This is a genomic window from Streptomyces kanamyceticus (genome assembly GCF_008704495.1).
GTDB lineage: Bacteria > Actinomycetota > Actinomycetes > Streptomycetales > Streptomycetaceae > Streptomyces > Streptomyces kanamyceticus.
Map to the genome: position 1 here is coordinate 5,491,181 of NZ_CP023699.1, position 22,700 is coordinate 5,513,880.

Here is a 22,700-nt window from a genome sequence, read left to right on the forward strand (position 1 = left end):
TTGCCGGTCTACGGGAGAGGGGCCACGCACACTCGGTGTGCGTGGCCCCTCTCCCGTACGTACGCGGCGGTTGCCGCCTCAGCTCCTCAACGGCGTTGCGCGGCAAGCTCCTTGGCGGCCTCGGTGAGGTCCTTCGCGGTGTCGATGGCGCGCCAGTACGCGCCCTGCGGCAGCGGGAAGCCCGCCAGGCGCTTCTCACGGGCCAGGCGCGGGAACGTGGTGCGCTCGTGGTCGCCGAGGTCGGGCAGGAGCGCGGTGAAGGACGAGGAGAAGACGTAGACGCCCGCGTTGATGAGGTACGGGGACGGCGGGGCCTCGATGAAGTCCGTGATGTGGCCGAACGCGTCCGTCTCGACGGCGCCCCACGGGATGCGGGGGCGGGCCAGGGCGAGGGTCGCGGTGGCGTCGCGCTCGGCGTGGAAGGCCGCCATGTCGCGCAGCGAGAAGCGGGTCCAGATGTCACCGTTCGTCGCGTACCAGGGGCGGTCCGCGTGCGGGAGGTGGCGGGCGGCGTACTTGAGGCCGCCGCCGCGGCCGAGCGGTTCCTTCTCGACGACCGTGGTGACGTTGAGCGGCAGATCCGCCGAGTCCAGCCAGTCCTTGAGGACCTCGGCGAGATGGCCGCAGGAGACGACGGCGTCGGTCACGCCCTCCTCGGCGAGCCAGGCGAGCTGATGGCCGATGATCGGGGTCCCCGTGCCGGGGATCTCGACCATCGGCTTGGGCCGGTCGTCGGTGTACGGGCGGAGTCGCGAGCCTTGGCCTCCGGCGAGGATCACGGCTTGCCTGGGGGGCGGGTCAGCAGTCATGCCCTGCACGATATGCGGACGTGACGGGGCACTGTCCCGGGGCCCGGCCCCCCGGCGCCGGACGCCTCAAGAAGCCGTCCGGGCCACGCCCGTCGCGAAGGACGTGTCGCAGACCGGGCGGGCATACGACTGGGCGCGGGTCGGGCCGTACGCGTGCACGGCGGCGCGGCCGAGGGCGCGCGCGATGGACATGCAGTGCCTGGCGAGCGACGGATGGCGGTTCACCTCCCGCTGGAGGTGGGTGAGTGCCACGCCGGGGTTCTTCTCCTGGAGTTCGACGAGGAGCCGATCGCGCAGGATGTCCTGTGGGGCGCGGGACTTGGCCGGTACGGAGAGGTCGTCGGCGGATGCGGTGAGCATCGAATCCTCGGAATTCCCCGACCAGTTGACGCTGGTGACCGCGAGGGTCCCGGAAAGCACCAGCATCACGGGCAGGACGAGGGCGAGCGTGCGGCCGATGCGGCGGGCGGGGCCCCGGTGGGCTCGGCGCGGCTTCTGGGTGTAGTTGGCGGAATGCGTCACGCGAGTGAGCGTAGCGCTAGGTGATGATTTGGCGACATTTAGTCACTCGGTCGAGCGACAGAGAAGAAGGTTTCTCTCTCGCGCTGTTGACGGCGGGTGGGCGAAATGACCGGTGTGCCGGGGTATTTGTCGACAACGTGGGAGCGCTCTGCGCATGCGTGAGGGCCCGGCACCGCGGTGCCGGGCCCTCACGGGGTTCATGCGGGGGGGGGCTCCCCCTGGCGTCAGTCGGAGAGGCGCTCGCCCGTCGAGGTGGAGAAGACGTGGGTCTCGCCCGGACGCGGCACGACGTGCAGCTGCGTGCCCTTCTCCGGGACGCTGCGGCCGTTCACGCGGACCACGAGGTCCTTGTGCTCGCCGTTCACCTCGGCGGAGCCGTAGACGTAGCCGTCGGCGCCGAGCTCCTCGACGACGTTCACGGAGACGGCGAGACCGGCGGGGGCGTCCGCGGTCTCCTTGGAGAGGGCCTTCGCGGCGGCGCCGTTCTGCTCGACGATGTCGAAGTGCTCCGGGCGGACGCCGACGGTGACCGTACGGTCGCCGCGGTCGGCGGCGGCGCTGAGGGCCTCGCGGTTCACCGGGACCACGGAGTTGCCGAACTTCACGCCGCCGTCGGTGATCGGGACCTCGACGAGGTTCATGGCGGGGGAGCCGATGAAGCCCGCGACGAAGAGGTTCGCCGGGCGGTCGTACATGTTGCGCGGCGAGTCGACCTGCTGGAGCAGCCCGTCCTTGAGCACGGCCACGCGGTCGCCCATGGTCATGGCCTCGACCTGGTCGTGGGTGACGTACACGGTGGTGATGCCGAGACGGCGCTGGAGCGACGCGATCTGCGTACGGGTGCTCACGCGGAGCTTGGCGTCGAGGTTGGAGAGCGGCTCGTCCATGAGGAAGACCTGCGGCTCACGCACGATGGCGCGGCCCATCGCCACGCGCTGGCGCTGACCACCGGAGAGCGCCTTGGGCTTGCGGCCCAGGTACTCGGTGAGGTCCAGGATCTTCGCCGCGTCCTCGACCTTCTGGCGGATCTCGGCCTTGTTGACCCCGGCGATCTTGAGCGCGAAGCCCATGTTGTCGGCGACGGTCATGTGCGGGTACAGCGCGTAGTTCTGGAACACCATGGCGATGTCCCGGTCCTTCGGCGGCAGGTGCGTGACGTCGCGCTCACCGATGCGGATGGCGCCGGCGTTCACGTCCTCGAGCCCCGCGAGCATGCGGAGCGAGGTGGACTTTCCGCAGCCGGACGGACCGACGAGGACGAGGAATTCGCCGTCCTCGATCTCGATGTCCAGACCGTCGACGGCGGGCTTGTCGCCACCCGGGTAGATGCGGGTCGCCTTGTCGAACGTAACAGTGGCCATGGTGAGGGCCCCCTTCACCGGCAGGAACGTGCCGGACGATCCGTTGTAGAGAGGGAGTGGTGTAGTCCACCTGGGTGAACTGCTCGTGACGGTACCCCGGAGGTCCGCGGTCTGTCAGTAGTCGGAGGACCGCGACCTTCGAGGAAATTTTCGACGGCCGCACGGACGGTGTTGGTTACACTGCTCGGGCACGTCGGTGAGTCGCCGTGTGCATGCCTCCTTAGCTCAGATGGCCAGAGCAACGCACTTGTAATGCGTAGGTCGTCGGTTCGAATCCGACAGGGGGCTCTTGCTGAAACCCCAGGCCGGAACGATTCCGGCCTGGGGTTTTCTTGTTCAGCGGGGCGGGCCCGAGCCGTTGCCCAGGACGTTGTCGAGGTGGGACGCCAGTGCGGAGCGCAGGGCTTCGGGTGGCGTCTTCTGGTTGTCGATCAGGTGGGCGATCAGGTCGGCGCGGATGGTGGCCAGCAGTGCGTGGGCGGTGAAATCCGGGTCGTGGACCTCGGGGATTTGGTCCAGTGCCTCGCGCAGGAGTGCGTGCCACGAGCCGTAGTGCTCGGCCTGGTAGGGGCTGCTGAGGCCGGCGTCCTCCGCCGCCGACATCAGGTTGCGGTTCTCGATCTTGAAGCGCAGTGAGGCGTCGAGGAGGTCCTTCACCCGCTGTCGGGGTGTGGACCCTGGCGCGTCCTGTGCTTCTCGTACGGCGAGCCGCAGGGGTTCGAGGCGGGAGGCGATCACGGCGCCGATCAGGCCCGCACGGTCGCCGAAGCGGCGGAAGAGCGTGCCCTTGCCCACGCCGGCGGCCGCGGCGATGTCGTCCATCGACACGCTCGTGGGGCTGGTGCTGGCGGCGAAGAGGGCGTCGGCGGCGGCCAGGACGGCTTCTCGGTTGCGCACGGCGTCCGCGCGTTCCGCTCGCTGTTTCATTTGATCTCCCGTTCGACGAAGGCGCGGAGCGTGCCCGGGGGGCGGCCGGTGAGGTCCTCGACGGTGTCCGTGGTGCGGTCCTCGGCTCCGCCCGCGATGGCGCGGTCCATGTCGGCCAGCATGGTGGCGAATTCGAGCGGGATCTCGGCGGCCCAGCGGTCGCGCAGTTCCTCGAAGGTCAGGTGCTCGTGCACGACGGACCGGCCTGTGGCCTCGGAGATGATCGCCGCGACGTCGTCGTAGTCGAGTGTCTGCGGGCCGGTCAGGATCAGGTCGGTGTTGGGGGCCTTCTCGTCGGTCAGGGCGCGTACGGCGACGGCGGCGATGTCCTCGGCGTCGATGAATCCGACGCGGCCGTCCCCCGAAGCCGTCAGGATGGCGCCGTCCTCGCGGATGCTGCGCGCGTGGGGGGCGGCGCCGGTGAAGTTCTGCATGAACCAGGAGGGCCGCAGCACCGCCCACTCCTCGAACAGGCCGGGCAGCTCCTCGTGGACCCGGCCCACCGCGGGACCGCCGGAGGGGATCGCCGATGAGCTGAGCAGCACCGCGCGGCGCAGGCCCGCGGCACGGGCCTTGCGCAGGAAAGGCAGCATGACCGCGGCCGGGTCGGAGGAGCCGATGGGCGGGACGAGGTAGGCGCGGTCGACGCCGGGCAGCGCCTCGTCCCAGGTCGCGGGCTCGTTCCAGTCGAAGCGGACGGCCTGCGCGCCCGCCACCGGGGTGGCGCTCCGGCCAGCTGCCTTGACCCGGTGGCCCTTCTCGATCAAACCGGCGGTGACCCGGCGGCCGGTGGTGCCGGTGGCCCCGATGACCAGGGTGGCGCTGGGGGTGGTGTTCATCGGTTCGCTCCTACGAAGTCGGCACCGGGCTCGGACACGGCGAGGGGGTTCCAGTAGTCGCGGTAGGAGGTGATGAGCCCGTCCTTGACCGTGACCACGGCGATGTAGGTCATGTCGAGGGGGCTGTCGGTTTCCACCAGGCGGCCGACCCCGCGCATCTCCACCACGATCGTCTCGGGGTCGGTCGTCTGGTGGGTCGTCACGTCGGGGAAGTCGTGCAGGTCGATGTGGTCGGGATAGTGGCGCATGTAGTCGCCGACCGCGGCCTTGCCTTCGAGGCGCGAGGGCCAGCCTTCGGGGGCGAAGGGGAACTGGAGGACGCCGTCGTCGTCCCACAACTCCACCCAGGCGGGAATGTCCTTCTCCAGCAGCAGTCGCAGACCGTGGCGGTACAGCTCTTCGGCCGTCGTAGGTGTTGTCATGATCGGGGCTGCTTCCGTTCTGCTCGAAGTCACGGCGATCCAGGCCCCGCGGGATGTGGTCACGCGGCACGGCTGGGCGCCGGGACGAAAAACGGACCGACAGTCCGCATGCTTCGGAGCATACGGACCGCCGGTCCGATTAACAAGGGCCCCATCCCTACAAGGCCCCCGTCCCTACATACGCCCCGCCACCCTGTCCGCCACCCGGGCAAGCCGCGACGACTGCGCGGTGTGCGTGGTGAGTTCGCGGCGGTCGGCCGCGTAGTACGTGGCGTACATGCCGTGGACGCCGAGCCAGCGGAAGGGTTCCGGTTCCCATTTGCGGACCTTGTGGTTGACCCAGGGGAGGGCGGTGAGGTCCGTGGGGCCCGCCTGGCCCGAGTCCTGCTGGACCAGGTCGCGCAGGGTGCGGGCGGCGAGGTTGGCGGTGGCCACGCCCGAGCCGACGTAGCCGCCCGCCCAGCCCAGGCCCGTGGCGCGGTCCAGGGTGACCGTGGCGCACCAGTCGCGCGGGACGCCGAGGACGCCGGACCAGGCGTGCGCGGTCCGCACGCCCGCGAGCTGGGGGAAGAAGCGGGTCAGGATGGCGTGCAGGGCCTCGATCGTGGCGGGCTGCGTGCGGCCGTCGTTGTCGGTCTTCGAGCCGTAGCGGTAGGGGACGCCGCGCCCGCCGAGCGCGATGCGGCCGTCCGCGGTGCGCTGGGCGTACATGTACGCGTGGGCCATGTCGCCGAGGGTCTCGCGGCCCTCCCAGCCGATCGACTCCCACTGGGCGGACGTCAGCGGCTCCGTCGCGATCATGGAGGAGTTCATCGGGAGCCAGGTGCGGCGCTGGCCCTTGAGGGAGGCGGTGAAGCCCTCCGTGCAGCGCAGTACGTAGGGGGCGCGGACCGTGCCGTACGGAGTGATCGCGTGCTTCGGCTTGATCTCCGTGACCGGCGTCGACTCGTGGATCGTGACGCCGAGCGACTCCACGGCGTCCGCGAGGCCCTTGACCAGCTTCACCGGGTGCAGGCGCGCGCCGTGCGGGGTCCAGCTGGAGCCGACGGCTCCGGAGACCCGGACACGTTCGGCGGTCTCGCGGGCGCCGTGCAGGGTGCGGTCCTTCTCGCCGTACGAGAGTTCCGTCGCGTGGAAGTCCTTCAGACGCGTCAACTGGGCGGGTGTGTAGGCGACTTCGAGTACGCCGCCGTGGTGGATGTCCGCCTCGATGCTCTCTGCCCGCGCCGCCTCGATCACCTCGGTGACCGTGTCGTTCATGGCCTCCTGGAGGCGGACGGCCGCCTCGTGGCCGTGCAGTTTCGCGTAGCGGTCGCGGCCCGCGATGCCGTTGTAGAGCCAGCCGCCGTTGCGCCCCGACGCGCCGTAGCCGCAGAACTTCTGCTCCAGGACGGTGATGCGGAGGAAGGGCGCGGCCTTCTTCAGGTAGTACGCGGTCCACAGGCCCGTGTAGCCGCCGCCGACGATGCAGACGTCTGCCGTGGCGTCGCCGGTCAGGGGTTCGCGGGGTGCGGGGGTGCCGTCGTCGGCGTACCAGAACGATATGCCGCCGTTGACCGTGCCGGTCCCGTGTCGCGTGGTGTCCGCGTTGTTCGCGCTGCTCATGGGCGGACGTTACTGCGCAGGTGGGGGCCGTGGGCAGGGGGCGGGGCCTTGGTCCCTCGGGGCGGGTCGTTCGGCGGTCGGGGCTCGGGATAGATTCGGATACTTTGAGCGTTACGTGTCGAATCCTGGAGGGCTCAACTCATGGCCGTACACAAGGCCGGGCGCGTTGCCGCGGCGGTGGCAGCGGTGGCGCTGATCGGGGTGGCCGTGTCCGCGTGTGGTCCCGACGAGGACAAGGGCGGCGGCAAGGTCGCGGAGAAGCCCGCCCCCAAGCCGGACAGCGACGCGCTCGCGGGTGTGCCCGCCTCCGTCAAGGGCGGTGTGATCACGGTCGGCGATCCGAAGGCCAAGCATACGGTCAAGCTGTACGAGGACCCGCGCTGCCCGATCTGCAAGAAGTTCGAGGAGACCGGGGCGCGGGCACTGGTGAAGCCGGTGGCCGACGGCAAGGTCAAGCTTGAGTACACGATCGCCTCGTTCCTCGACAAGAACCTCGGCGGCAGCGGCTCGGTGAACGCGGCCAACGCGCTGCGCGCTTCGGTGGACGCGGGCAAGTTCCCGCAGTACCACGCCGAGGTCTTCGCCGCCCAGGCGAAGGTGGAGACGGACGACGTCTACACCCCCGCCTACCTGCTGAAGGTCGCCGACAAGGTCAAGGGCCTGCGGGGCGCCGCCTTCGACAAGGCGGTGAACAAGGGGACGTACGAGAAGTGGGTCGGCGAGGCGATGAAGGCCTTCACCGACGACGGCATGGAGGGCACGCCGACCGTCTTCATCGACGGGAAGAAGCCGTCGGGCGAGGCGATGTACGACCAGGCCGCGTTCGCCAAGGAGCTCAAGGCGGCGGGGATTTCCTGAACTTCCACCGGGGAGACCCGGGAGTTCGTGCGGCGCCCCGCGTCAGCGGGTAGCAGGCAAGGCCGATCAGGACCGAGGTGAAGTGGCCCAGGTCGGTGAAGGTCCTGCCGGTGATCAGCGGGGCGCCGTACACCGCGACGACGCCGAGGAGATACCCGTACCGCCAGGGTGTCGGAACCCGGTACACGAGGACGGCGACCACGCCAGCGAGCGCGTAACTCACGCCCACGTCAAGGGTGTTGACCGCCGACTGCGGGGCCGCCCCGTGGCGGATCGCGAGCGCGAGGACGCCCTCGCTGATGAGCGTGGCGAGGACGTGCGACAGCGCGGCCACCGCGAGCCAGCGCCAGGTGCCGAGCCAGCGCTCGGCACTCGCGTGGAAGACCGAGTACAGCACCGCGTACGGCAGCCAGCTGCTCCCGTCGATCCAGAACGCGCTGGAGATCAGCACCCGCACCGGGTTGCGGGTCAGCTCGTGGATGTTCGTGGAGCGCTGGCGCAGGAACTCGTCCTCGAACTCCGGCGACATGCCGTGCATCGCGACGGTCGTGAGGAAGAGGGCGGCCAGCCAGAGGTACGTCCCCGGGGCGCCGCGGACGTACGACGTGACGGCGGTGGCGGCCGTGCGGGCGCCGGGGGCCGCCTCCCGGAAAATACGCATGCGGTGATTCACGCACGCCGCTAGGGTCGCGAACGTGATCGACATTCGCATTCCGGACGGGCTGATCGAGTCGCAGTACGCGTACGCGGGGGAGCCGGGGCGGGCCTTCATCGCCGCGCTGCCAGGACGCGTGAAGGACATCGTCGAGCGCTGGGACCTGACGGTCGACGGGGAGCCGATGCACGGCATGGCCGCGCTGGTGCTGCCCGTGGTGCGCGCCGACGGTACGCCCGCCGCGGTCAAGTTCCAGATCCTGGACGAGGAGACCGAGGGCGAGCCGGTCGCGCTGCGCGTGTGGCGCGGCGACGGGGCGGTCCGCCTCCTCGACTACGACGACGACACGGGCACGATGCTGCTCGAACGCCTCGACCCCGCACGGATGTTGTGGACGATGGCCGACACCCGCAAGGCCGTCCTCGTCATCGCCGAACTCCTCGCCCGGCTGACCGCGGGGCCCGCGCCCGAGGGCATGCGGCGGCTCGGTGACATCGCGGCCGAGATGGTCGAGGAGCTGCCGGGGGCGCTGAAGAAGATCGCGGATCCGGCCGAGCGCGCGATCGTCGAGCGGTGCGGGGGCGCGGTGCGCGAGGTCATGGGCGAGCCCGGTGACCGGCTGCTCCACTGGGACCTGCACTTCGAGAACGTCATGGCGAGCGACCGCGAACCGTGGCTCGCCATCGACCCCAAGCCGCTCGCGGGGGACCCCGGCTTCGACCTGTGGCCCGCCCTCGACAACCGCTTCGAGTCGGCCGAGGTGCTGTGGCGCTTCGACGCGATGACGGAGGTCCTCGGCCTGGACCGCGACCGGGCGCGCGCCTGGACGCTCGGCCGGGTCCTGCAGAACGCGCTGTGGGAGATCGAGGACGGCCGCCCGCTGGTGGCGGACGACATGGAGATCGCGCGGCTGCTGCTCGGGCGCTGAGCGGTCGCTGTTCTTTGGGCGCTGGGCGGCTGCTGCGCGGGCGCTGAGCGGCTGTTCCTCGGGCGCGCCGAGGTGAGACGGCGTTGACTGCGGCGGTACGGGCATGGCTTGCTGCCGCCATGATTCGTACCGCCACACCTGCCGACGTCCCCGTCATCCACGCCCTGGTCCGCGACCTCGCCGCGTACGAGAAGGCACTCGACGAGGCCCGGGCCACCGAGGAGCAGCTGCGCGAGGCGCTCTTCGGGGAGCGGCCCGCCGCCTACGCCCACATCGCGCAGGACGACGCGTCCGGCGAGGCGGTCGGCTTCGCGCTCTGGTTCCTGAACTTCTCCACGTGGCGCGGCGTGCACGGGATCTACCTGGAGGACCTGTACGTACGCCCCGACGCGCGCGGCGGCGGCCACGGCAAGGCACTCCTCACCGAGCTCGCCCGCATCTGCGTGGCACGCGGATACGGGCGTCTGGAGTGGTCCGTGCTCGACTGGAATGCGCCTGCGATTGATTTCTACCGGTCACTCGGGGCGGTACCGATGGAGGAATGGACCACCAACCGGCTGACCGGCGATGCGCTGCTTTCGCTCGGCTCGCCCGGTTCGCCCGGTTCGCATTAGCGGTAGCCTTTTCCAATCCCGCGTGAGTTCAATTCCTGCGTGAGTTCATGTAGTTCCGGCCGAAGAGGAGCATTCCCAGTGCTCCTCCGGCCGCGCCCACGACACACAGAATGTTCGCCCACAGGGCCATGTCCCGGGTGAACCACAGCAGACTCACCACGAGCAGCGCCGCGGAGAGAAGGAAACGCTCCCCGTGTCCCGGGCTGCCGCGGCGCACCGTCGTCAGTCCCTGCTGGCCGTGCACGAGTACTTGACGCCCTTCATCTTGATGGTCCGCCACCCCGCCATCACCTGGACGTCCGACGCCGTGTTGGCCGGGGCGACGTCGGTTCCGCCGCCACCGCCGCCGCCCTGCTTGCGGCAGTAATAGCCCAGTGCGTCAAGCTTCTTGAGGTCGCTCATGGCCTGGTACTTCTTGTACGACTTGATCATGGCTGCTCGCTTCTGCGCAGGCGTCGCTTGCTTCGCCTTCGTGTACGCGTAGCACCCGACGCTGGCGCCGATCCCCACCCATGACGCACCCTTGGCCAGTGCCTTGGTGAGGCCCGCCGCGCCGCTGCCGATGCCGAGGACGGCACATATCTCGTCCGCACCGAGAGCCTGTGCGCCGGCTGCCTGTGAACCGGCCGCTCGCTGCGCGGATACCGCATTCCCCGCAGGGTTCTCCGCGTGCTCGGAAGCCGCGTACGCGGTGCTGCCCGCCGCCCCGGTCAAGGCGCAGGCGATCACGACGGAAATCCCTTTGTTGCGCATGCTCATGAAGCTGTTCCCCCAACTTCCCGCAATTGCTTGGTCATTGCATCCGCGACGCTACCAGCGCGTACTTCAGGTATGCAATGACCTTGCATAATCACGGGGGTTCCGGCGGCGGCTGCTAGAACGCGTCGACCGTGTGCGGCAGTCGGGGCGTGCGCAGGGCCGCGTCCAGTGCCGTCACCGTGCCCGGCGTGTGCTCCGTGGCCAGGCCCGCGCCGACCAGCGCGGCCGTCCTCGTACCGCCCAGATAGCAGGCCGCCAGGTCGCGTACGTCGACGGTGAGGTCCGCGGGGTCCTCGGTGGCCGCGTACGTACAGCCGTCGGGGGACGCCGTCAGGCGGTGGCGGCCCGCGTTGGCCGGGACGCGGTCGTCGCGCACGTCGAGCACCACGTCCACCGGGGCGGCCCAGGAACGGGACTCCAGCGCCGCGCGTACGTCGACGAGGCGGACCCACAGCGCGGGGAACTCGCCCGTGACGCGCACCTGGTCGCGGTCGGCGGCGAAGAGGAGCAGCGGGTCGTCGACGGGGCGGCCCCAGGCGCGGATCTGGCCCGTCAGGTCGATCGACGCGAGATAGCGCCAGAGCGCGGCCGCGGCGGCCGGGGTGTCCGCCTCCAGCTCGTCCAGGCGGACCAGGCCGGGGTCGTCGTCGCGGGTCTTGGTGCGGTAGATCGCGTAACCGGCGACGGGGCCGCGCGGCTCGCCGATGACGACCACGCGGGGCGGCGACAGCTCGTCGTCGTCCTCGTCCTTCTCCACCAGCCATTCCTCGCGCCACCAGGCCTCGGTGCGGTCGATGCGTCCGGCCCGCTCGGTGCGGGTGGCGTCGTAGTACGCGGCGAGGAGGGCGGGGGCGTCGGCCGGGTCGACCAGGCGCAGCGGGCGGTCGTCGGGGGTGATGCGCAGGGCGAGCGGACGCCGGGAGTCGATCTCCACGGTGTGGCCGAACGTGGCGGACCCGAAGCCGAACCTGCCGTAGATCGCGTCCTCCGACGCCCACAGGGACGCGATCGGCGCGCCGTCCGCCGCAGCCCGCGCGAACAGCTCCGCGATCATTCCGGAGAGCACGCCGCGGCGCCGGTGCGTCGGCGCCACGGACACGAACGTCACGCAGGGGCAGGGGAGTTCACCGCCGGGGACCGAAACGGTGAAGGGGAAAGCGGCGAGGAACCCCACGAGTTCGTCGCCCTCGTACGCCCCGATGCGGGAGCAGCCGCGCAGCAGGTCGTGGTGGTGCTTGCGCTTCTCCTCCTCCGGGTTCTCGTGGAAGGCGAGATAGGCGAGGGAGAGAGCGCGGTCGATGCCCGTCTCGGGGATGTCGCGGAAGTGGATGGAGTCCATACCCATATAACGGACGGTAGTTCCCTTATCCGGTACGGGCATCTGAATTTTCCGGCCGGGGCGTGCGGGGCCGAGGGGCAGGGGATCAGGGGACCAGGATCACCTTGCCCATCGTTCCCCGGGTCTCCAGCGCGCGGTGTGCCGCTGCCGCCTCCGCCAGGGGGAAGCGCTGCACGGCCGGGGTGAAGTGGCCCGTCGCGGCCTCGGCGAGTGCGGCGAGTTCCAGGGTGCGGACGGGGTTGTCGCCGCCCGCCCTGCGCATCATCGCCGGGCCGAGGACGTTGAGCTGCGTGATGCCGCGCTCGGCGAGCTCCTCATCGGTGAACGTCAGCGGCTCGCCGTCGTGCGGGCCCTTGCCCGACCAGCCGAAGACGACGTGGACGCCGCCGGGGCCGAGCAGGTCGACCGCGGCGAGGCCCGCCGCGCCGCCCACTCCGTCGAAGACGACGGTGGCGCGGCGGTCGCCGTGCCGCTCCTTCAGGTACGCGCGCACGTCGTCGGGCCACGCCGGGTTCTTGTAGTCCACGGCCAGGTCGGCGCCGTTCGCACGGACGCGGGCCGTCTTCTCCGGACCGCCCGCCAGGCCGATGACCGTGGCGCCGCGGTGCTTGGCGTACTGCGTGAGCAGCGTGCCGATGCCGCCGGCCGCGGCGGGGACGACGACCACCGATTCCGGTGTGAGGTCCGTGAACTGGAGGATCCCCATCGTCGTACGACCCGTGCCGATCAGGGCGACGGCTTCGGCGAAGTCGAGGTCTTCGGGGAGCTCATGCAGGCGGGAGGCCTCGGTGACGGTCGCCTCCGCGTAGCCTCCGGGGGCGAAGCCGATGTGGGCGACCACGCGCTTGCCGAGCCAGCTCGGGTCGACGCCCTCGCCCAGGGCGTCCACGGTGCCCGCCACCTCGCGGCCGGGGACCGTGGGCAGGGCGGGGAGCTCGGGCAGCGGGCCCTGCATGCCCTCGCGGAGCGCGGTGTCCAGGAGGTGTACGCCTGCCGCGGCGACGGCTATGCGGACCTGGCCGGTGGCGGGGGCGGGGGTCGGGGTCTCCTCGTAGCGGAGGTTCTCGGCGGGGCCGAAGGCGTGGAGGTTGATGGCGTGCATGGTGGACTCCTGGAGCTCGCTCTGGGGTGGGCTGCTTCGGGGCGGGGAGTGTGGGAGTGCGCTGCGTCGAGGCTCATAGCTTTCAACCTGAAGTGGACTTGAGGTCAAGCAGTGACTTGGTCAGGGCCAGCGACACCGCCTCCATCGCGCTGTTGAACGACACCTCGGACAGCAGCCCGGGCGCCGCCACCTGGTCGCCCGCCAGGTAGACGTCGTACCCCCGGTCGATCGCCGGACGGTCCCGCCAGGTGGTGCCGGGGCGGTCCACCGCGCCCGTACGGCCGTTCGCCACGGAGGCCCCGCGCCACGTCAGCCGATCACGCCAGCCGGGGAATCCCAGGTCGAGGAGGTGCTCGGCGCGGGCCACGCCGTCCGACTCCGTCTCGTCCGGCGCGAGGGGGATCCGCGCCTGCACGAGCTGTTCGCCCGCCGGGGCGAGCGTGCGGTCGCGCGCGGTGCAGCGCTCCACCCTGCCCGTACGGTCCAGGTCCGACACGACGAAGGCGTCGCCCCTGCGCGAACGGAACGCCACGTCCACGAGCGCCGTGCGGCCGCTCTCCCAGCGCAGCGACTCGTCGCCGAGCAGGCGGCGGGCCGCGTCGAGCGACGTCGCCACGACGACCGGGCCGTTCTGGGCGACGTCCGCGAGCCTGTCGACGCGGGCCAGCGTCTCCATGCGTACGCCCAGGTTCCACGCGTACGCCGCCATCTTGTCGATCACCGAGGCCCAGCCGCCGCGCGGGTAGGCGGCCTCCGGGGGCAGTTTGGCGGCGCGGCGCAGGCGTTCCTGTACGAAACGGGCGGAGAGCGAACCGGGGGAGTGGTGGAACGTCGCCACGGCCGCGTAGTGCGCGGCCGCTCGTGCTCCCTCCTCGCCGACCCTGGCGGTCGCCCAGGACAGGAAGTCCTGGTCGACCGGGGCCCGTTCGGACCTGTGGCGCAGCAGCTTGAGCATCGCCAGGGGCGGGGTGCGGCGCAGCGCTCCGTGGTGGTGCAGGCGCACGCGTGTCGCCTCCATCGGCGGGACGGGGGTCAGGGGGTCGATCAGGTCGCGTTGGCCGAGCCACGTCCAGAGGGGGCCGCCGCTGTGGAGCGCGTGCGGGCCCTCGTTCGTCCTGTACGTCCCCTCGGCGGTGCGGGCGCGGCCGCCGAGCGTGTGGTGGGCCTCGTGGATGGTGACGCGGGCGCCGGCCTCGGCGGCGGTGATGGCGGCGGTGAGTCCGGCCAGGCCGCCGCCGATGACTGTGGTGCGGGGGGTGGCTCGGGGGGTGCTTGGCATGGGCGCTCCCTTGGACGTGGTCTCCCTTCTTGGACGGGCGGGGGCTGGCCGGTGTGACATCGGGGCGTTGTCAGTGGGGGCGTGCACGATGGGGGGATGGTTCGGAAGACGCAGGGTCACGGGCAGGGTCAGGGGCAGGGTCAGGCGAAGGCGGAGTCCGTGGTGAAGGCCGCTCGGCGGGCCGAGGTGCGGTTGCCGCCGCTCCGGCCCTTCGAGGGAGGGGAGTTGGAGCCCGACGGGGACTACGACGGGGTCGAGTTCAGCGCGCTCGACCTCGGGGGGCAGGACGGGGGCGGTGCGCTCTTCATGGACTGCGCGGTGACGGGGTGCGCGCTCGGCGAGACGCGGCTGGCGCGGGCGCGGTTCGTCGATTCCGTGCTGATGGAGCCGCGGGGGGTGGGGACGGACCTGATGGAGGCGTCGCTGCGGGACGTGGAGGTGGTGGATGCGCGGCTCGGTGGCGTGCAGTTGCACGGGGGCGTGCTGGAGCGGGTCGTGGTGCGGGGCGGGAAGATCGACTATCTGAACCTGCGGAAGGCGCGGCTGCGGGACGTGATCTTCGAGGGCTGCGTGCTGGTGGAGCCGGACTTCGGGCTGGCATCCCTGGAGCGGGTGGAGTTCCGGGACTGTGTGGTGCGGGGGGTCGACTTCAGCGGGGTGCGGATGAAGGACGTGGATTTGCGGGCGGCGGGGGAGCTGGACATTGCGCGGGGGGTGGAGTGTCTGCGCGGGGCGGTGATCAGTCCGGAACAGCTGATCGACTTGGCGCCGGCGTTTGCGGGGCAGGTGGGGGTGCGGGTGGCGTGAGCTGGCGGGGCGCCTTGGGCCGTGTCGCCTTGTCTTCGTCTTGGGGGCGGGGCCGCGGGGGTATGTGCGTACTCGCCATCCCGGGGCGGGGGCTACTGGGCTTGCTTCCTTGCCTCGGTCTGTACTGTGCTCCGTTCGCACATACCCCCACGTCCCCTCGGGAGCGCTCGCGGCTGCGGGCCGGTGGGGGTGTCCCCACCCCCGCCCGCGCCGTGGCTTGTGCTCCCGTTCCCGTCCCTCGGCGACGGGGGCTGTGCCCACCCGTGCCGCCCAGCGGCACGATTGCCCACAGCTGAGCGCGCCCGCAGTCGCGAGCGCTCCTGAGGGGACGTGGCGGTATGTCCGCCCGGAGCACTGGTTGCCTCGTTCCGAGGTGCCCGTGGTGTGGCAATGCTCTGGGACGGCGAGGACGGACATACCGCCGCGGCCCCGCCCCACAGCAAGCGAGGCGGCTCCTACAGGAAGGGCCCGTCGCGGAGATACGGGTGGGCGGGTGGGAAAGGTTCCTACAGGGGGAAGCCCGTGCCGAGGGAGGGGGTCAGAGGCGGGGGAAGCGGGATTGGAGGGACCAGAGTGACGGGTTGTCCGCGAGGGATTCGTGGAGGTCGGTCAGGTCCGCGAGCAGATCGTGGAGGAAGTCGCGGGACTCGCGCCGCAGCTCCGCGTGGGAGAAGGCGAGCGGCGGATCGTCCGGCGACATCCAGTCCGCCTCGATGTCGACCCACCCGAAGCGCCGAGCGAACAGCATGCGATCGCTCGACTCGGTGAAGTCGAGCTCGGCGTACTGGGGCCGGGAGGCCCGACTGCCGAGCGGATCCTGGTCGAGCTGCTCCACGATGTCGCACAGCGCCCACGCGAAGTCGAGGACGGGAACCCATCCCCAGGCTGTGGACAGTTCCCGGTCCGCCTTGGTGTCCGCCAGATACACGTCTCCGCAGAAGAGGTCGTGACGGAGGGTGTGGACGTCCGCCCGGCCGTAGTCCAGCTCCGGGGGGTCAGGGAAGCGGCGGGAGAGCGCGTAGCCGATGTCGAGCACGGGTCGATGGTGTCACGGGCCGGACGCACCAGCGGCAGCAAGCCCCTGGTCCGCGGAAACGCTCACGGCAGCAGGCGCTGTTCCTTCGCCACCGAGACCGCCCCCGCGCGCGTGTCGACGCCGAGCTTGTCGTAGATGCGCCCAAGGTGCGTCTTCACCGTCGCCTCGCTGATGAAGAGCGCGCGGGCGATCTCGCGGTTGCCCAGGCCCTGGGAGAGCTGGCCGAGGATGTCGCGTTCGCGGTCGGTGAGGGTGGGCAGCGGGCTGCGCATGCGGGCCATGACGCGGGAGGCGACCGGCGGGGAGAGGGCGGTGCGGCCCTGGGCCGCCGCCTGGATCGCGGAGAAGAGTTCCTCGGGGCGCTCCGCCTTGAGGAGGTAGCCCGTCGCGCCCGCCTCGATGGCCCGGGTGATGTCCGCGTCGGTGTCGTAGGTGGTCAGGACGAGCACGTGGGGTGAGGGGGAGCGGGCCGTGATGCGCCGGGTGGCTTCCACGCCGTCGATGCCCTCGCCCAGTTGCAGGTCCATCAGGACCACGTCCGGTGTCAGCTTCGCGGCGAGGGCGACCGCTTCCTCGCCGGTGCCCGCCTCGCCGACCACCTCGATGTCGGGCGCGCTGCCGAGCAGGGCGAGCAGCCCCGCGCGTACGACGACGTGGTCGTCGCAGACCAGGAGGCGGACCGGGCGGACCGGGTTGGTGTTCATCGCTGCGGCTCCAACGGGATCGATACGGAAAGGACCGCGCCTTCGCCCGGCGCCGACTCGATCGTCAGTGTGCCGCCGAGCTGGACCGCCCGCGCACGGATCGCGGGCAGGCCGTGGCCCCGTACGCCCGCCGGGGTCCTGGAGTCGGCGGGCGGGGTGAAGCCGCGGCCGTCGTCCGCGACGTCCAGGACCACCTGGTCGTCCAGGAGGGTGAGGGTGAGCGCCGCCGTGGTCGCGTCCGCGTGTTCGCGTACGTTCGCCAGCGCGCCCTGGGCGATGCGCAGCAGCGCCGAGCTGACGCGGTCCGGCAGGGGCACCGGGGCGCCCTCCACGTGGAAGCGGACGGTGAGGCCCGCGTCCGACTCCCGTTCCGCGAGCGCCCGCAGCGCCTGCGCGAGGCCGCCGCCGCCCGCGAGGTCGGCGGGCGCCAGGTCGTGCACGAAGCGGCGCGCCTCGGTGAGGCCGTGTTCGGTGATCGACTCGGCGGTACGGACGTGGGTGCGGGCCTTGGCCGGGTCGGTGTCCCAGACGCGGTCGGCGGCCTGGAGCAGCATCTGCTGGCTGGACAGGCCCTGCGCGAGGGTGTCGTGGATCTCCATGGACAGGCGCTGGCGTTCGGCGAGCGTGCCCTCGCGCCGTTCGGTGGCGGCCAGTTCGCGGCGGGTGCGGATGAGGTCGTCGATGAGTTCGCGCTGGCGGGCGGCCTGGCGCTGCATGTAGGCGAAGACGGCGGTGGCGATCGCCGACACGGCGGGCGGCCCGAGGATCAGGTCCGGGTCGTAGCGGCCCGCGAGCCGCACCTGGGAGGCGATGACGCAGCCGGTCAGGACGGCCACCAGGGCCAGGGACGCGCGCGGTGGCAGCGTGCGCAGGCCGGTGTAGAAGAGGGGCACCGCGCACCAGCCGAAGCTCGGCGCGAGGACGACGAGCACCAGCCAGACCGCGACGACCAGGGCGAGCCAGGTGAGGCGGCGGGGGGTGGGGCGGGCGCCGGAGGCGAAGGGCGTGGCGGGCTGCTCGCGCAGGGCGGCGGTGAGGAACGGGAGGGCGTAGAGGACGGCGAGGACGGCCGAGAGCGCGATGATCCACGGGACGCGCGCGCCGCCGGGGTGGCGCAGCAGGAAGCGGGCCAGCGAGGTGGCGAGGAGCAGGTAGAACGTGGCGTGCATGACGGCCGCGAGCCAGCGGGCGTCGGGGTCCGGGGTACGGGGGTCGGGGCGGCCCGGTGCCCGGGGGCCTGGGGCGCGGGGGCCCGCGGCGCGGGGGGCGGGGCCCGGTGTGCGGGGGCCGGAGCCCGGCGTGCGGTGTCCCACTGGGGCGCCTCCCTCTCGTACCGACGGCGACGGGTGTCGACCGGTGGTGTCCGTCTCTCGCGCTGGCGGCGGCAGGCAGGCACCGTGCCCGCCTCCCGTACCGGCGACAGGTGCCCGCCTCCCGTACCGCCCTCACCCAGCCGCTGAACTGGGCAGACCGTCTCATTGTGGCCCGCAGGGACCACAAAGGGGTCAACCGATCGGTTGACCCTGGTGTCGGCCGAGTCGCGCGCCGCGGCGAGCCGGAACGTCGAGGGGTGGGGCCCGGATCCGGACCCAGGATTGAGGGCAGAGGCAAGGAACGCCGCAGAGGCGGGCGTCGCCTCGGTCCCCTCCCGAAGATCAGCGACCAGCACCCTGGAGCACCCCATGAAGAAGCTCTCCCGCCGCACCCGCGTCCTCACGGTCGCCGCCACCGCCGCCGTCCTCGGCGCCGGTACCTTCGGCGCCGTCTCCGCCACCGCGGGCACCCCGGACGCCGCCACCAAGGCCGCCGTCACCGCCGACGCGGGCAACAAGAACCTGACCCAGTCCACGCACCTCACCGTCGCCGCCGCGACCAAGGCCGCGCAGGCCACGCTGGACGCCGCGAAGAAGGAGAACCAGCGCGTCTCCGTCGCCGTCGTGGACCGCAACGGCAACACCATCGTCGAGCTGCGCGGCGACGGCGCGGGCCCGCAGTCGCCCGAGTCGGCCGTGAAGAAGGCGTACACCGCCGTCTCCTGGAACGCGCCCACCTCCGAGCTGACCAAGCGTCTGGAGCAGGCCCCGACCCTGAAGGACATCCCCGGCACCCTGTTCCTCGCGGGCGGCGCCCCGGTGACCGCCAAGGGCGCGCCCATCGCGGGCATCGGTGTCGCGGGTGCCCCGAGCGGCGACCTCGACGAGAAGTTCGCGAAGGCGGGTGTGGCGGCCCTCGGCCGCTGAGCCGCCCCAGGCCGCTGAGCCGCATGCCACTGAGGCTGTTCCCGGCCCCCGCGCCCGTCCGCGCGGGGGCCCGCACGACGAGGAGATCCGCCATGAACACCACCGCTGCCGACCGGCGGCTGCTCGACGCCGCACGGGCCGGGAACGCCGCGGAAGTGACCGCCGCGCTGGCCGACGGCGCCCGGGTCGAGGCCCGTGACACCGAGCTGCGCGGCGCGCTGCTGCTCGCCGCCGCCGGTGATCACGTCGAGGCCGCCCGGGTGCTCGTCGCCGCGGGCGCCGACGTCAACGCCCAGGACCACCGCGCCGACAGCCCTTGGCTGGTCACCGGGGTGACGGGCAGCGTCGCCATGCTGCACGTGCTGCTGCCCGCGGGGCCCGACCTGGAGCTGCGCAACCGCTTCGGCGGCATCTCCTTGATCCCGGCGTCGGAGCGCGGCCACGTCGCGTACGTACGTGAGGTCCTGCGCGCCACCGACAGCGATGTCGACCACGTCAACGACCTCGGCTGGACCGCCCTGTTGGAGGCGGTGATCCTCGGTGACGGGGGCCGCGCCCACCAGGAGATCGTGGAGCTGCTCCTCGCCGCGGGCGCCACGCCAGGACTCGCCGACCGGGACGGCGCGACGCCGCTCGCGCACGCCGAGCGGCGCGGGTTCGCGGAGATCGCCGGGCTGCTGAGGGCCGCGTCGTGAAGGCGCCCCGCCGCGCCGCCCTCGCGGCCGGTACCGCCGCGCTGGCCGCCGCCGTCCTCGCGGGCTGCGCCGCCGGGGAGGACCGTCCCGCTGCGTCGAGCCCGGAGCCCGCCCGCGCGAGCGCCCCCCTGCCCGCCGGGACCAAGACCCCCGAAGGCACCCTCCTGGTCGCCGACTTCGGCTCCGACACGGTGACCTTCGTCGACCCGGAGAAGGGGCCCGTCGACTCGGTGAAGGTGGGCACCGCGCCGTACGGACTGACCGTGGGCGACGACGGCCGTGCCTGGGTCGCCACCGCCGAGGGCGTCGCCGTCGTCGACACCGAGGCCCGCGAGCGCGTGGACCGCATCGCGTACGAGACGGAGACCGGACCCGCGACGACGGGCGAGTACCGCGGCGGCGGCATGGGCATCGCCCTGGCGCCGGACGGCGAGCACGTCTACGTCGGGGTCAACGTGCCCGACGACAAGGGCGTCCTCGAAGTCATCGACACCGACAAGCGCGAGGTCACCGACACCGTGCCGGTCGGCAGGCGGCCCTTCGACGTCGACGTGTCCAAGGACGGCGGCGAGGTCTACGCGACCGACCACGACTCCTTCGACGTCACCGTCGTACGCGCCGAATCCCTGAAGCCGCGCCGCATCGAGGTCGCCCCCTACGGCACCGAGGGCGGCCTCGGCTCCTGGCTCAAGCCGCACTACACCGCCGTACGGCCCTCCGACGGACGGCTGCTGCTGCCCTTCGAGGGCGAGAAGCTCGTCGTACTCGATCCGCGCACCGGCGAGTACGAGGTGGAGAAGATGACCGCCAACACGCATCAGCACGGCGTGACGGTCACCGACGACGGCACGCTCTTCGCTGTCGGCACCGGGCCCATCGACCCGGACACCGACGAGGGCCCTTCGCTGACCGTACGCACCGAGGACGGCAAGGAGCGGGTGATCCCGCTCGAAGGCCCGCACGAGGACGTCGCGGTGTCGGCGGACGGCCGTACCGCGTACGTCACCGGCGGCTTCACCCGCGACGGATTCTGGAACGGCGTCTCCGTCGTCGACGTACGGGAGGGGACGGTGCACCGACTGGCCGCGGGCGAGCGGCCGTTGGGCATCGCGATCCTCTGAGGCGGTACGCGAGGGCCGTACCGCACCCGTACCGAGCCCGTACGGCCCTCCCGTACCGAACATTTGCCGCATAAGATCACCCGCGTGGAAACGCGATCTACGGCCGCCCGAGCCGCCACCGTCAGCTGCGCCCTCGCCCTGCTCGCCACCGTCAGCGCCTGCAGTGGCACGGGCGTCGACGGCACCCCGGGGGCGGACGGTCTGCGCGATCCGTACTTCCCCAAGCAGGGCAACGGCGGCTACCACGTGGCCCACTACGGCCTGACCCTCGGCTACGACCCCGATGCGCGGCACCTCACGGGGACCGCCGACATCACCGCGCGCGCCACCAAGAACCTCAGCTCCTTCAACCTCGACCTCAAGGGCCTGGACGTCTCAGGCGTCACCGTCGAGGGCAAGGCCGCCCGGTTCCAGCGCGCGGGCCAGGAGCTGAGGGTGCGCCCCGCGGAGGACCTCGACCGGGGCGAGACCTTCCGCGCCACCGTCCGCTACTCCGGCACTCCGGAGACCATCAAGGACGACGACGGCTCCAAGGAGGGCTGGCTCAAGACGGAGGACGGCGCGCTGGCGCTCGGCGAGCCGAACGGTTCCATGGCGTGGTTCCCGGGCAACCACCACCCCAGCGACAAGGCCACCTACGACATACAGGTCACCGTCCCCAAGGGCCTCAAGGCCGTGTCCAACGGCGAGCTGACCCGCGAGTCGACCAAGAACGGCCGCACCACCTTCGCCTGGCACAGCGCCGAGCCGATGGCCAGCTATCTGGCGACCGTGGCCGTCGGCGACTTCGAGATGAAGACCTCCACGACGAAGTCGGGGCTGCCCGTCATCACCGCGGTCACCCGGGACGAGGCGAAGGCGAGCAAGAAGGTCCTCGCGAAGATCCCGGACATCATGGAGTGGGAGGAGTACAACTTCGGCCCGTACCCCTTCTCCTCGACCGGCGCGATCGTCGCCCGCGAGGGCGAGGTCGGGTACGCCCTGGAGACCCAGACCCGCCCGACCTTCCCCATCGAGGAATTCGACACCGAGACCCTCGTGCACGAGCTGGCCCACCAGTGGTTCGGCGATTCCGTCACGCCCAAGACGTGGCAGGACATGTGGCTCAACGAGGGCTTCGCGACGTACGCGGAGTGGCTCTACGCGGAGGACCACGGCGGCGACAGCGCGCAGGACACCTTCGACGCGCTCTACGAGGGCGACTACTTCGAGGACGACGAGGACAACGAGGCGGTCTGGGCCTTCCCGCCCGCCAAGCCGACGAGCGCCGAGCACATCTCGGACTCGCCCGTCTACGAGCGCGGCGGGATGATCATCCACAAGATCCGCCAGGCCGTGGGCGACGACACGTTCTACGACATCGTGCAGGGCTGGGCGAAGGCCCACCGGCACGGCAACGCGAACACCAAGGACTTCACGGAGTACGTCGAGGAGCACGCGGGCGGCGACGGCGCGCGCAAGAAGGTCGCGGCGATCTGGGGCGACTGGCTCTACGGCGAGGGAAAGCCGGACAAGCCGTAGCGCGGCTAGCCGCTGAGCGGTTTGCGCAGGATCGCGCAGGGGCGGTGCCGTGCGCGGTCCTCGCGGTGCCCGATGACGAGGTACCCGAGCGCGGTCCAGAACCGCAGCGCCTTCGGGTTGTTCTCCAGGACGGCGAGCCGCACGGCCTCCCGCCCCTCGTCCCGGAACCTCTGCTCTACGAGGGCCGTCAACTGGCTTCCGAACCCTGCTCGTTGACGTCCGGCGTCCACCATGAGCAGGCCGATCCAGGGGTCCGGATCCGTCGGGTCGGGGTGCCGGTCGAGGGTGAGGGCGATCCCCACGAGTTCCCCGCGCGAGCGCGCGAGCAGCACTTCGGCGCCCGGCTCGACCAGCTCGTCGGCGAGCGTCCTTGCGACCTGCTCGATGCGGATGTCGTCGGGGTCGGGGAAGTCGCCGCTGAGGGCGAAGAACTCACGGTTGGACGCGTAGAGCCCGGTCACCTCGGTGAGGAGGTGACCGGGCAGGGCCCCGTCGACGGCGGCGAGCGGTTCGAGGATCATGCGCCGCAGACTAGGGCTTGTCGGGCGTCAACCGAG

General features: G+C 71.6%; 25 protein-coding genes and 1 tRNA gene. 9 read left to right on the forward strand and 17 right to left on the reverse strand.

From position 1 onward, the window contains the following. Window positions 1–86 precede the first annotated feature (86 nt). The 3 genes from CP970_RS23550 to CP970_RS23560 all read right to left on the reverse strand — a co-directional run bounded on the left by CP970_RS23550 (window position 87) and on the right by CP970_RS23560 (window position 2,692). Window positions 87–809 carry a nucleotidyltransferase family protein gene (locus CP970_RS23550; protein ID WP_055548320.1) on the reverse strand — a complete coding sequence of 241 codons (723 nt, stop codon included), beginning with the start codon at window positions 807–809 and terminating at the stop codon, window positions 87–89. Between the two features lie 66 nt (window positions 810–875). Then, on the reverse strand, window positions 876–1,331 hold the full coding sequence (locus CP970_RS23555) for a hypothetical protein (RefSeq protein WP_055548321.1): 456 nt from the start codon (window positions 1,329–1,331) through the stop codon (window positions 876–878). 224 nt (window positions 1,332–1,555) lie between these two features. Further along, entirely contained in the window at window positions 1,556–2,692 is a 1,137-nt protein-coding gene (locus CP970_RS23560) for an ABC transporter ATP-binding protein (RefSeq protein WP_055548331.1), read from the reverse strand. Between the two features lie 214 nt (window positions 2,693–2,906). Between CP970_RS23560 and CP970_RS23565 the strand changes: the two genes are divergently transcribed. Further along, window positions 2,907–2,980, forward strand: a tRNA-Thr gene (locus CP970_RS23565). 48 nt (window positions 2,981–3,028) lie between these two features. Here CP970_RS23565 and CP970_RS23570 read toward each other — a convergent pair. The 4 genes from CP970_RS23570 to CP970_RS23585 all read right to left on the reverse strand — a co-directional run bounded on the left by CP970_RS23570 (window position 3,029) and on the right by CP970_RS23585 (window position 6,485). Next, entirely contained in the window at window positions 3,029–3,619 is a 591-nt protein-coding gene (locus CP970_RS23570) for a TetR/AcrR family transcriptional regulator (RefSeq protein ID WP_055548322.1), read from the reverse strand. Further along, window positions 3,616–4,458 carry an NmrA family NAD(P)-binding protein gene (locus tag CP970_RS23575; protein WP_055548324.1) on the reverse strand — a complete coding sequence of 281 codons (843 nt, stop codon included), beginning with the start codon at window positions 4,456–4,458 and terminating at the stop codon, window positions 3,616–3,618. Before CP970_RS23575 ends, CP970_RS23570 begins: the two co-directional genes overlap by 4 nt. Further along, a complete protein-coding gene (locus tag CP970_RS23580) occupies window positions 4,455–4,880 on the reverse strand; it encodes a nuclear transport factor 2 family protein (protein ID WP_055548326.1) in 426 nt (141 codons plus the stop codon). Before CP970_RS23580 ends, CP970_RS23575 begins: the two co-directional genes overlap by 4 nt. Before the next feature lie 174 nt (window positions 4,881–5,054). Continuing rightward, a complete protein-coding gene (locus CP970_RS23585; RefSeq protein ID WP_055548327.1) occupies window positions 5,055–6,485 on the reverse strand; it encodes an NAD(P)/FAD-dependent oxidoreductase in 1,431 nt (476 codons plus the stop codon). A gap of 141 nt (window positions 6,486–6,626) precedes the next feature. Here CP970_RS23585 and CP970_RS23590 point away from each other — a divergent pair, with 141 nt between their 5' ends. After that, window positions 6,627–7,343, forward strand: a complete 717-nt coding sequence (locus CP970_RS23590; RefSeq protein WP_150493850.1) for a DsbA family protein — start codon at window positions 6,627–6,629, stop codon at window positions 7,341–7,343. Here the strand turns inward: CP970_RS23590 and CP970_RS23595 are convergent. Next, a complete protein-coding gene (locus CP970_RS23595; RefSeq protein ID WP_055547530.1) occupies window positions 7,321–8,004 on the reverse strand; it encodes a rhomboid-like protein in 684 nt (227 codons plus the stop codon). The two genes, CP970_RS23590 and CP970_RS23595, sit on opposite strands and share 23 nt — an antisense overlap. Window positions 8,005–8,038: 34 nt before the next feature. Here CP970_RS23595 and CP970_RS23600 point away from each other — a divergent pair, with 34 nt between their 5' ends. Both CP970_RS23600 and CP970_RS23605 read left to right on the forward strand, forming a co-directional pair. Next, a complete protein-coding gene (locus CP970_RS23600) occupies window positions 8,039–8,926 on the forward strand; it encodes an aminoglycoside phosphotransferase family protein (protein WP_055547528.1) in 888 nt (295 codons plus the stop codon). A gap of 119 nt (window positions 8,927–9,045) precedes the next feature. Continuing rightward, entirely contained in the window at window positions 9,046–9,540 is a 495-nt protein-coding gene (locus CP970_RS23605) for a GNAT family N-acetyltransferase (protein ID WP_055547526.1), read from the forward strand. A gap of 28 nt (window positions 9,541–9,568) precedes the next feature. Here CP970_RS23605 and CP970_RS23610 read toward each other — a convergent pair whose 3' ends face one another. From CP970_RS23610 to CP970_RS23630, 5 genes are all read right to left on the reverse strand, one after another. After that, window positions 9,569–9,784, reverse strand: coding sequence for a hypothetical protein (locus tag CP970_RS23610; RefSeq protein ID WP_055547524.1), 216 nt, complete (start codon window positions 9,782–9,784; stop codon window positions 9,569–9,571). Continuing rightward, window positions 9,763–10,293, reverse strand: coding sequence for a hypothetical protein (locus tag CP970_RS23615; protein WP_224058657.1), 531 nt, complete (start codon window positions 10,291–10,293; stop codon window positions 9,763–9,765). Before CP970_RS23615 ends, CP970_RS23610 begins: the two co-directional genes overlap by 22 nt. A 121-nt stretch (window positions 10,294–10,414) precedes the next feature. Continuing rightward, window positions 10,415–11,638: a GNAT family N-acetyltransferase gene (locus CP970_RS23620; RefSeq protein WP_055547520.1), complete on the reverse strand. Its 1,224-nt coding sequence runs from the start codon at window positions 11,636–11,638 to the stop codon at window positions 10,415–10,417. An 85-nt stretch (window positions 11,639–11,723) separates the two neighbouring features. Next, window positions 11,724–12,740 carry a zinc-binding dehydrogenase gene (locus CP970_RS23625; protein ID WP_150493852.1) on the reverse strand — a complete coding sequence of 339 codons (1,017 nt, stop codon included), beginning with the start codon at window positions 12,738–12,740 and terminating at the stop codon, window positions 11,724–11,726. Window positions 12,741–12,822: 82 nt separating this feature from the next. Then, window positions 12,823–14,019 carry an NAD(P)-binding protein gene (locus CP970_RS23630; protein WP_055557173.1) on the reverse strand — a complete coding sequence of 399 codons (1,197 nt, stop codon included), beginning with the start codon at window positions 14,017–14,019 and terminating at the stop codon, window positions 12,823–12,825. A gap of 96 nt (window positions 14,020–14,115) precedes the next feature. On the opposite strand from CP970_RS23630, the gene CP970_RS23635 reads away from it, so the two are divergent. Continuing rightward, the gene (locus CP970_RS23635; RefSeq protein ID WP_150493854.1) at window positions 14,116–14,826 is read left to right on the forward strand and encodes a pentapeptide repeat-containing protein; all 711 of its coding nucleotides are present in this window, start codon (window positions 14,116–14,118) and stop codon (window positions 14,824–14,826) included. A gap of 538 nt (window positions 14,827–15,364) precedes the next feature. On the opposite strand, the gene CP970_RS23640 is transcribed toward CP970_RS23635, so the two are convergent. The 3 genes from CP970_RS23640 to CP970_RS23650 all read right to left on the reverse strand — a co-directional run bounded on the left by CP970_RS23640 (window position 15,365) and on the right by CP970_RS23650 (window position 17,879). Further along, window positions 15,365–15,862: a hypothetical protein gene (locus CP970_RS23640; protein WP_150493856.1), complete on the reverse strand. Its 498-nt coding sequence runs from the start codon at window positions 15,860–15,862 to the stop codon at window positions 15,365–15,367. A gap of 62 nt (window positions 15,863–15,924) precedes the next feature. Beyond that, entirely contained in the window at window positions 15,925–16,566 is a 642-nt protein-coding gene (locus CP970_RS23645; protein WP_150493858.1) for a response regulator, read from the reverse strand. Then, on the reverse strand, window positions 16,563–17,879 hold the full coding sequence (locus CP970_RS23650) for a sensor histidine kinase (protein ID WP_398655624.1): 1,317 nt from the start codon (window positions 17,877–17,879) through the stop codon (window positions 16,563–16,565). Before CP970_RS23650 ends, CP970_RS23645 begins: the two co-directional genes overlap by 4 nt. Window positions 17,880–18,248: 369 nt before the next feature. Here CP970_RS23650 and CP970_RS23655 point away from each other — a divergent pair, with 369 nt between their 5' ends. The 4 genes from CP970_RS23655 (at window position 18,249) to CP970_RS23670 (ending at window position 22,143) form a co-directional block, all read left to right on the forward strand. Then, entirely contained in the window at window positions 18,249–18,806 is a 558-nt protein-coding gene (locus tag CP970_RS23655; protein ID WP_063806178.1) for a GlcG/HbpS family heme-binding protein, read from the forward strand. A gap of 92 nt (window positions 18,807–18,898) precedes the next feature. Continuing rightward, window positions 18,899–19,501 carry an ankyrin repeat domain-containing protein gene (locus CP970_RS23660; RefSeq protein ID WP_055551614.1) on the forward strand — a complete coding sequence of 201 codons (603 nt, stop codon included), beginning with the start codon at window positions 18,899–18,901 and terminating at the stop codon, window positions 19,499–19,501. After that, window positions 19,498–20,622, forward strand: coding sequence for a YncE family protein (locus CP970_RS23665; RefSeq protein WP_055551612.1), 1,125 nt, complete (start codon window positions 19,498–19,500; stop codon window positions 20,620–20,622). The genes CP970_RS23660 and CP970_RS23665 overlap by 4 nt, the downstream gene beginning before the upstream one ends. A gap of 84 nt (window positions 20,623–20,706) precedes the next feature. Then, window positions 20,707–22,143 carry a M1 family metallopeptidase gene (locus CP970_RS23670; RefSeq protein WP_055551610.1) on the forward strand — a complete coding sequence of 479 codons (1,437 nt, stop codon included), beginning with the start codon at window positions 20,707–20,709 and terminating at the stop codon, window positions 22,141–22,143. A 5-nt stretch (window positions 22,144–22,148) separates the two neighbouring features. Here the strand turns inward: CP970_RS23670 and CP970_RS23675 are convergent, their stop codons facing one another. Further along, complete coding sequence (locus CP970_RS23675) at window positions 22,149–22,664, reverse strand: GNAT family N-acetyltransferase (protein WP_055551608.1); 516 nt, start codon at window positions 22,662–22,664, stop codon at window positions 22,149–22,151. Window positions 22,665–22,700 lie beyond the last annotated feature (36 nt).

Excerpts from the sequence above, each read along its gene's own strand:
- CP970_RS23550 (WP_055548320.1), bottom strand. The coding sequence starts at position 809 with ATGACTGCTGACCCGCCCCCCAGGCAAGCCGTGATCCTCGCCGGAGGC.
- CP970_RS23560 (WP_055548331.1), bottom strand. The coding sequence starts at position 2,692 with ATGGCCACTGTTACGTTCGACAAGGCGACCCGCATCTACCCGGGTGGC.
- CP970_RS23570 (WP_055548322.1), bottom strand. The coding sequence starts at position 3,619 with ATGAAACAGCGAGCGGAACGCGCGGACGCCGTGCGCAACCGAGAAGCC.
- CP970_RS23575 (WP_055548324.1), bottom strand. The coding sequence starts at position 4,458 with ATGAACACCACCCCCAGCGCCACCCTGGTCATCGGGGCCACCGGCACC.
- CP970_RS23580 (WP_055548326.1), bottom strand. The coding sequence starts at position 4,880 with ATGACAACACCTACGACGGCCGAAGAGCTGTACCGCCACGGTCTGCGA.
- CP970_RS23585 (WP_055548327.1), bottom strand. The coding sequence starts at position 6,485 with ATGAGCAGCGCGAACAACGCGGACACCACGCGACACGGGACCGGCACG.
- CP970_RS23590 (WP_150493850.1), top strand. The coding sequence starts at position 6,627 with ATGGCCGTACACAAGGCCGGGCGCGTTGCCGCGGCGGTGGCAGCGGTG.
- CP970_RS23595 (WP_055547530.1), bottom strand. The coding sequence starts at position 8,004 with ATGCGTATTTTCCGGGAGGCGGCCCCCGGCGCCCGCACGGCCGCCACC.
- CP970_RS23605 (WP_055547526.1), top strand. The coding sequence starts at position 9,046 with ATGATTCGTACCGCCACACCTGCCGACGTCCCCGTCATCCACGCCCTG.
- CP970_RS23615 (WP_224058657.1), bottom strand. The coding sequence starts at position 10,293 with ATGCGCAACAAAGGGATTTCCGTCGTGATCGCCTGCGCCTTGACCGGG.
- CP970_RS23620 (WP_055547520.1), bottom strand. The coding sequence starts at position 11,638 with ATGGACTCCATCCACTTCCGCGACATCCCCGAGACGGGCATCGACCGC.
- CP970_RS23625 (WP_150493852.1), bottom strand. The coding sequence starts at position 12,740 with ATGCACGCCATCAACCTCCACGCCTTCGGCCCCGCCGAGAACCTCCGC.
- CP970_RS23630 (WP_055557173.1), bottom strand. The coding sequence starts at position 14,019 with ATGCCAAGCACCCCCCGAGCCACCCCCCGCACCACAGTCATCGGCGGC.
- CP970_RS23635 (WP_150493854.1), top strand. The coding sequence starts at position 14,116 with ATGGTTCGGAAGACGCAGGGTCACGGGCAGGGTCAGGGGCAGGGTCAG.
- CP970_RS23645 (WP_150493858.1), bottom strand. The coding sequence starts at position 16,566 with ATGAACACCAACCCGGTCCGCCCGGTCCGCCTCCTGGTCTGCGACGAC.
- CP970_RS23655 (WP_063806178.1), top strand. The coding sequence starts at position 18,249 with ATGAAGAAGCTCTCCCGCCGCACCCGCGTCCTCACGGTCGCCGCCACC.
- CP970_RS23660 (WP_055551614.1), top strand. The coding sequence starts at position 18,899 with ATGAACACCACCGCTGCCGACCGGCGGCTGCTCGACGCCGCACGGGCC.
- CP970_RS23675 (WP_055551608.1), bottom strand. The coding sequence starts at position 22,664 with ATGATCCTCGAACCGCTCGCCGCCGTCGACGGGGCCCTGCCCGGTCAC.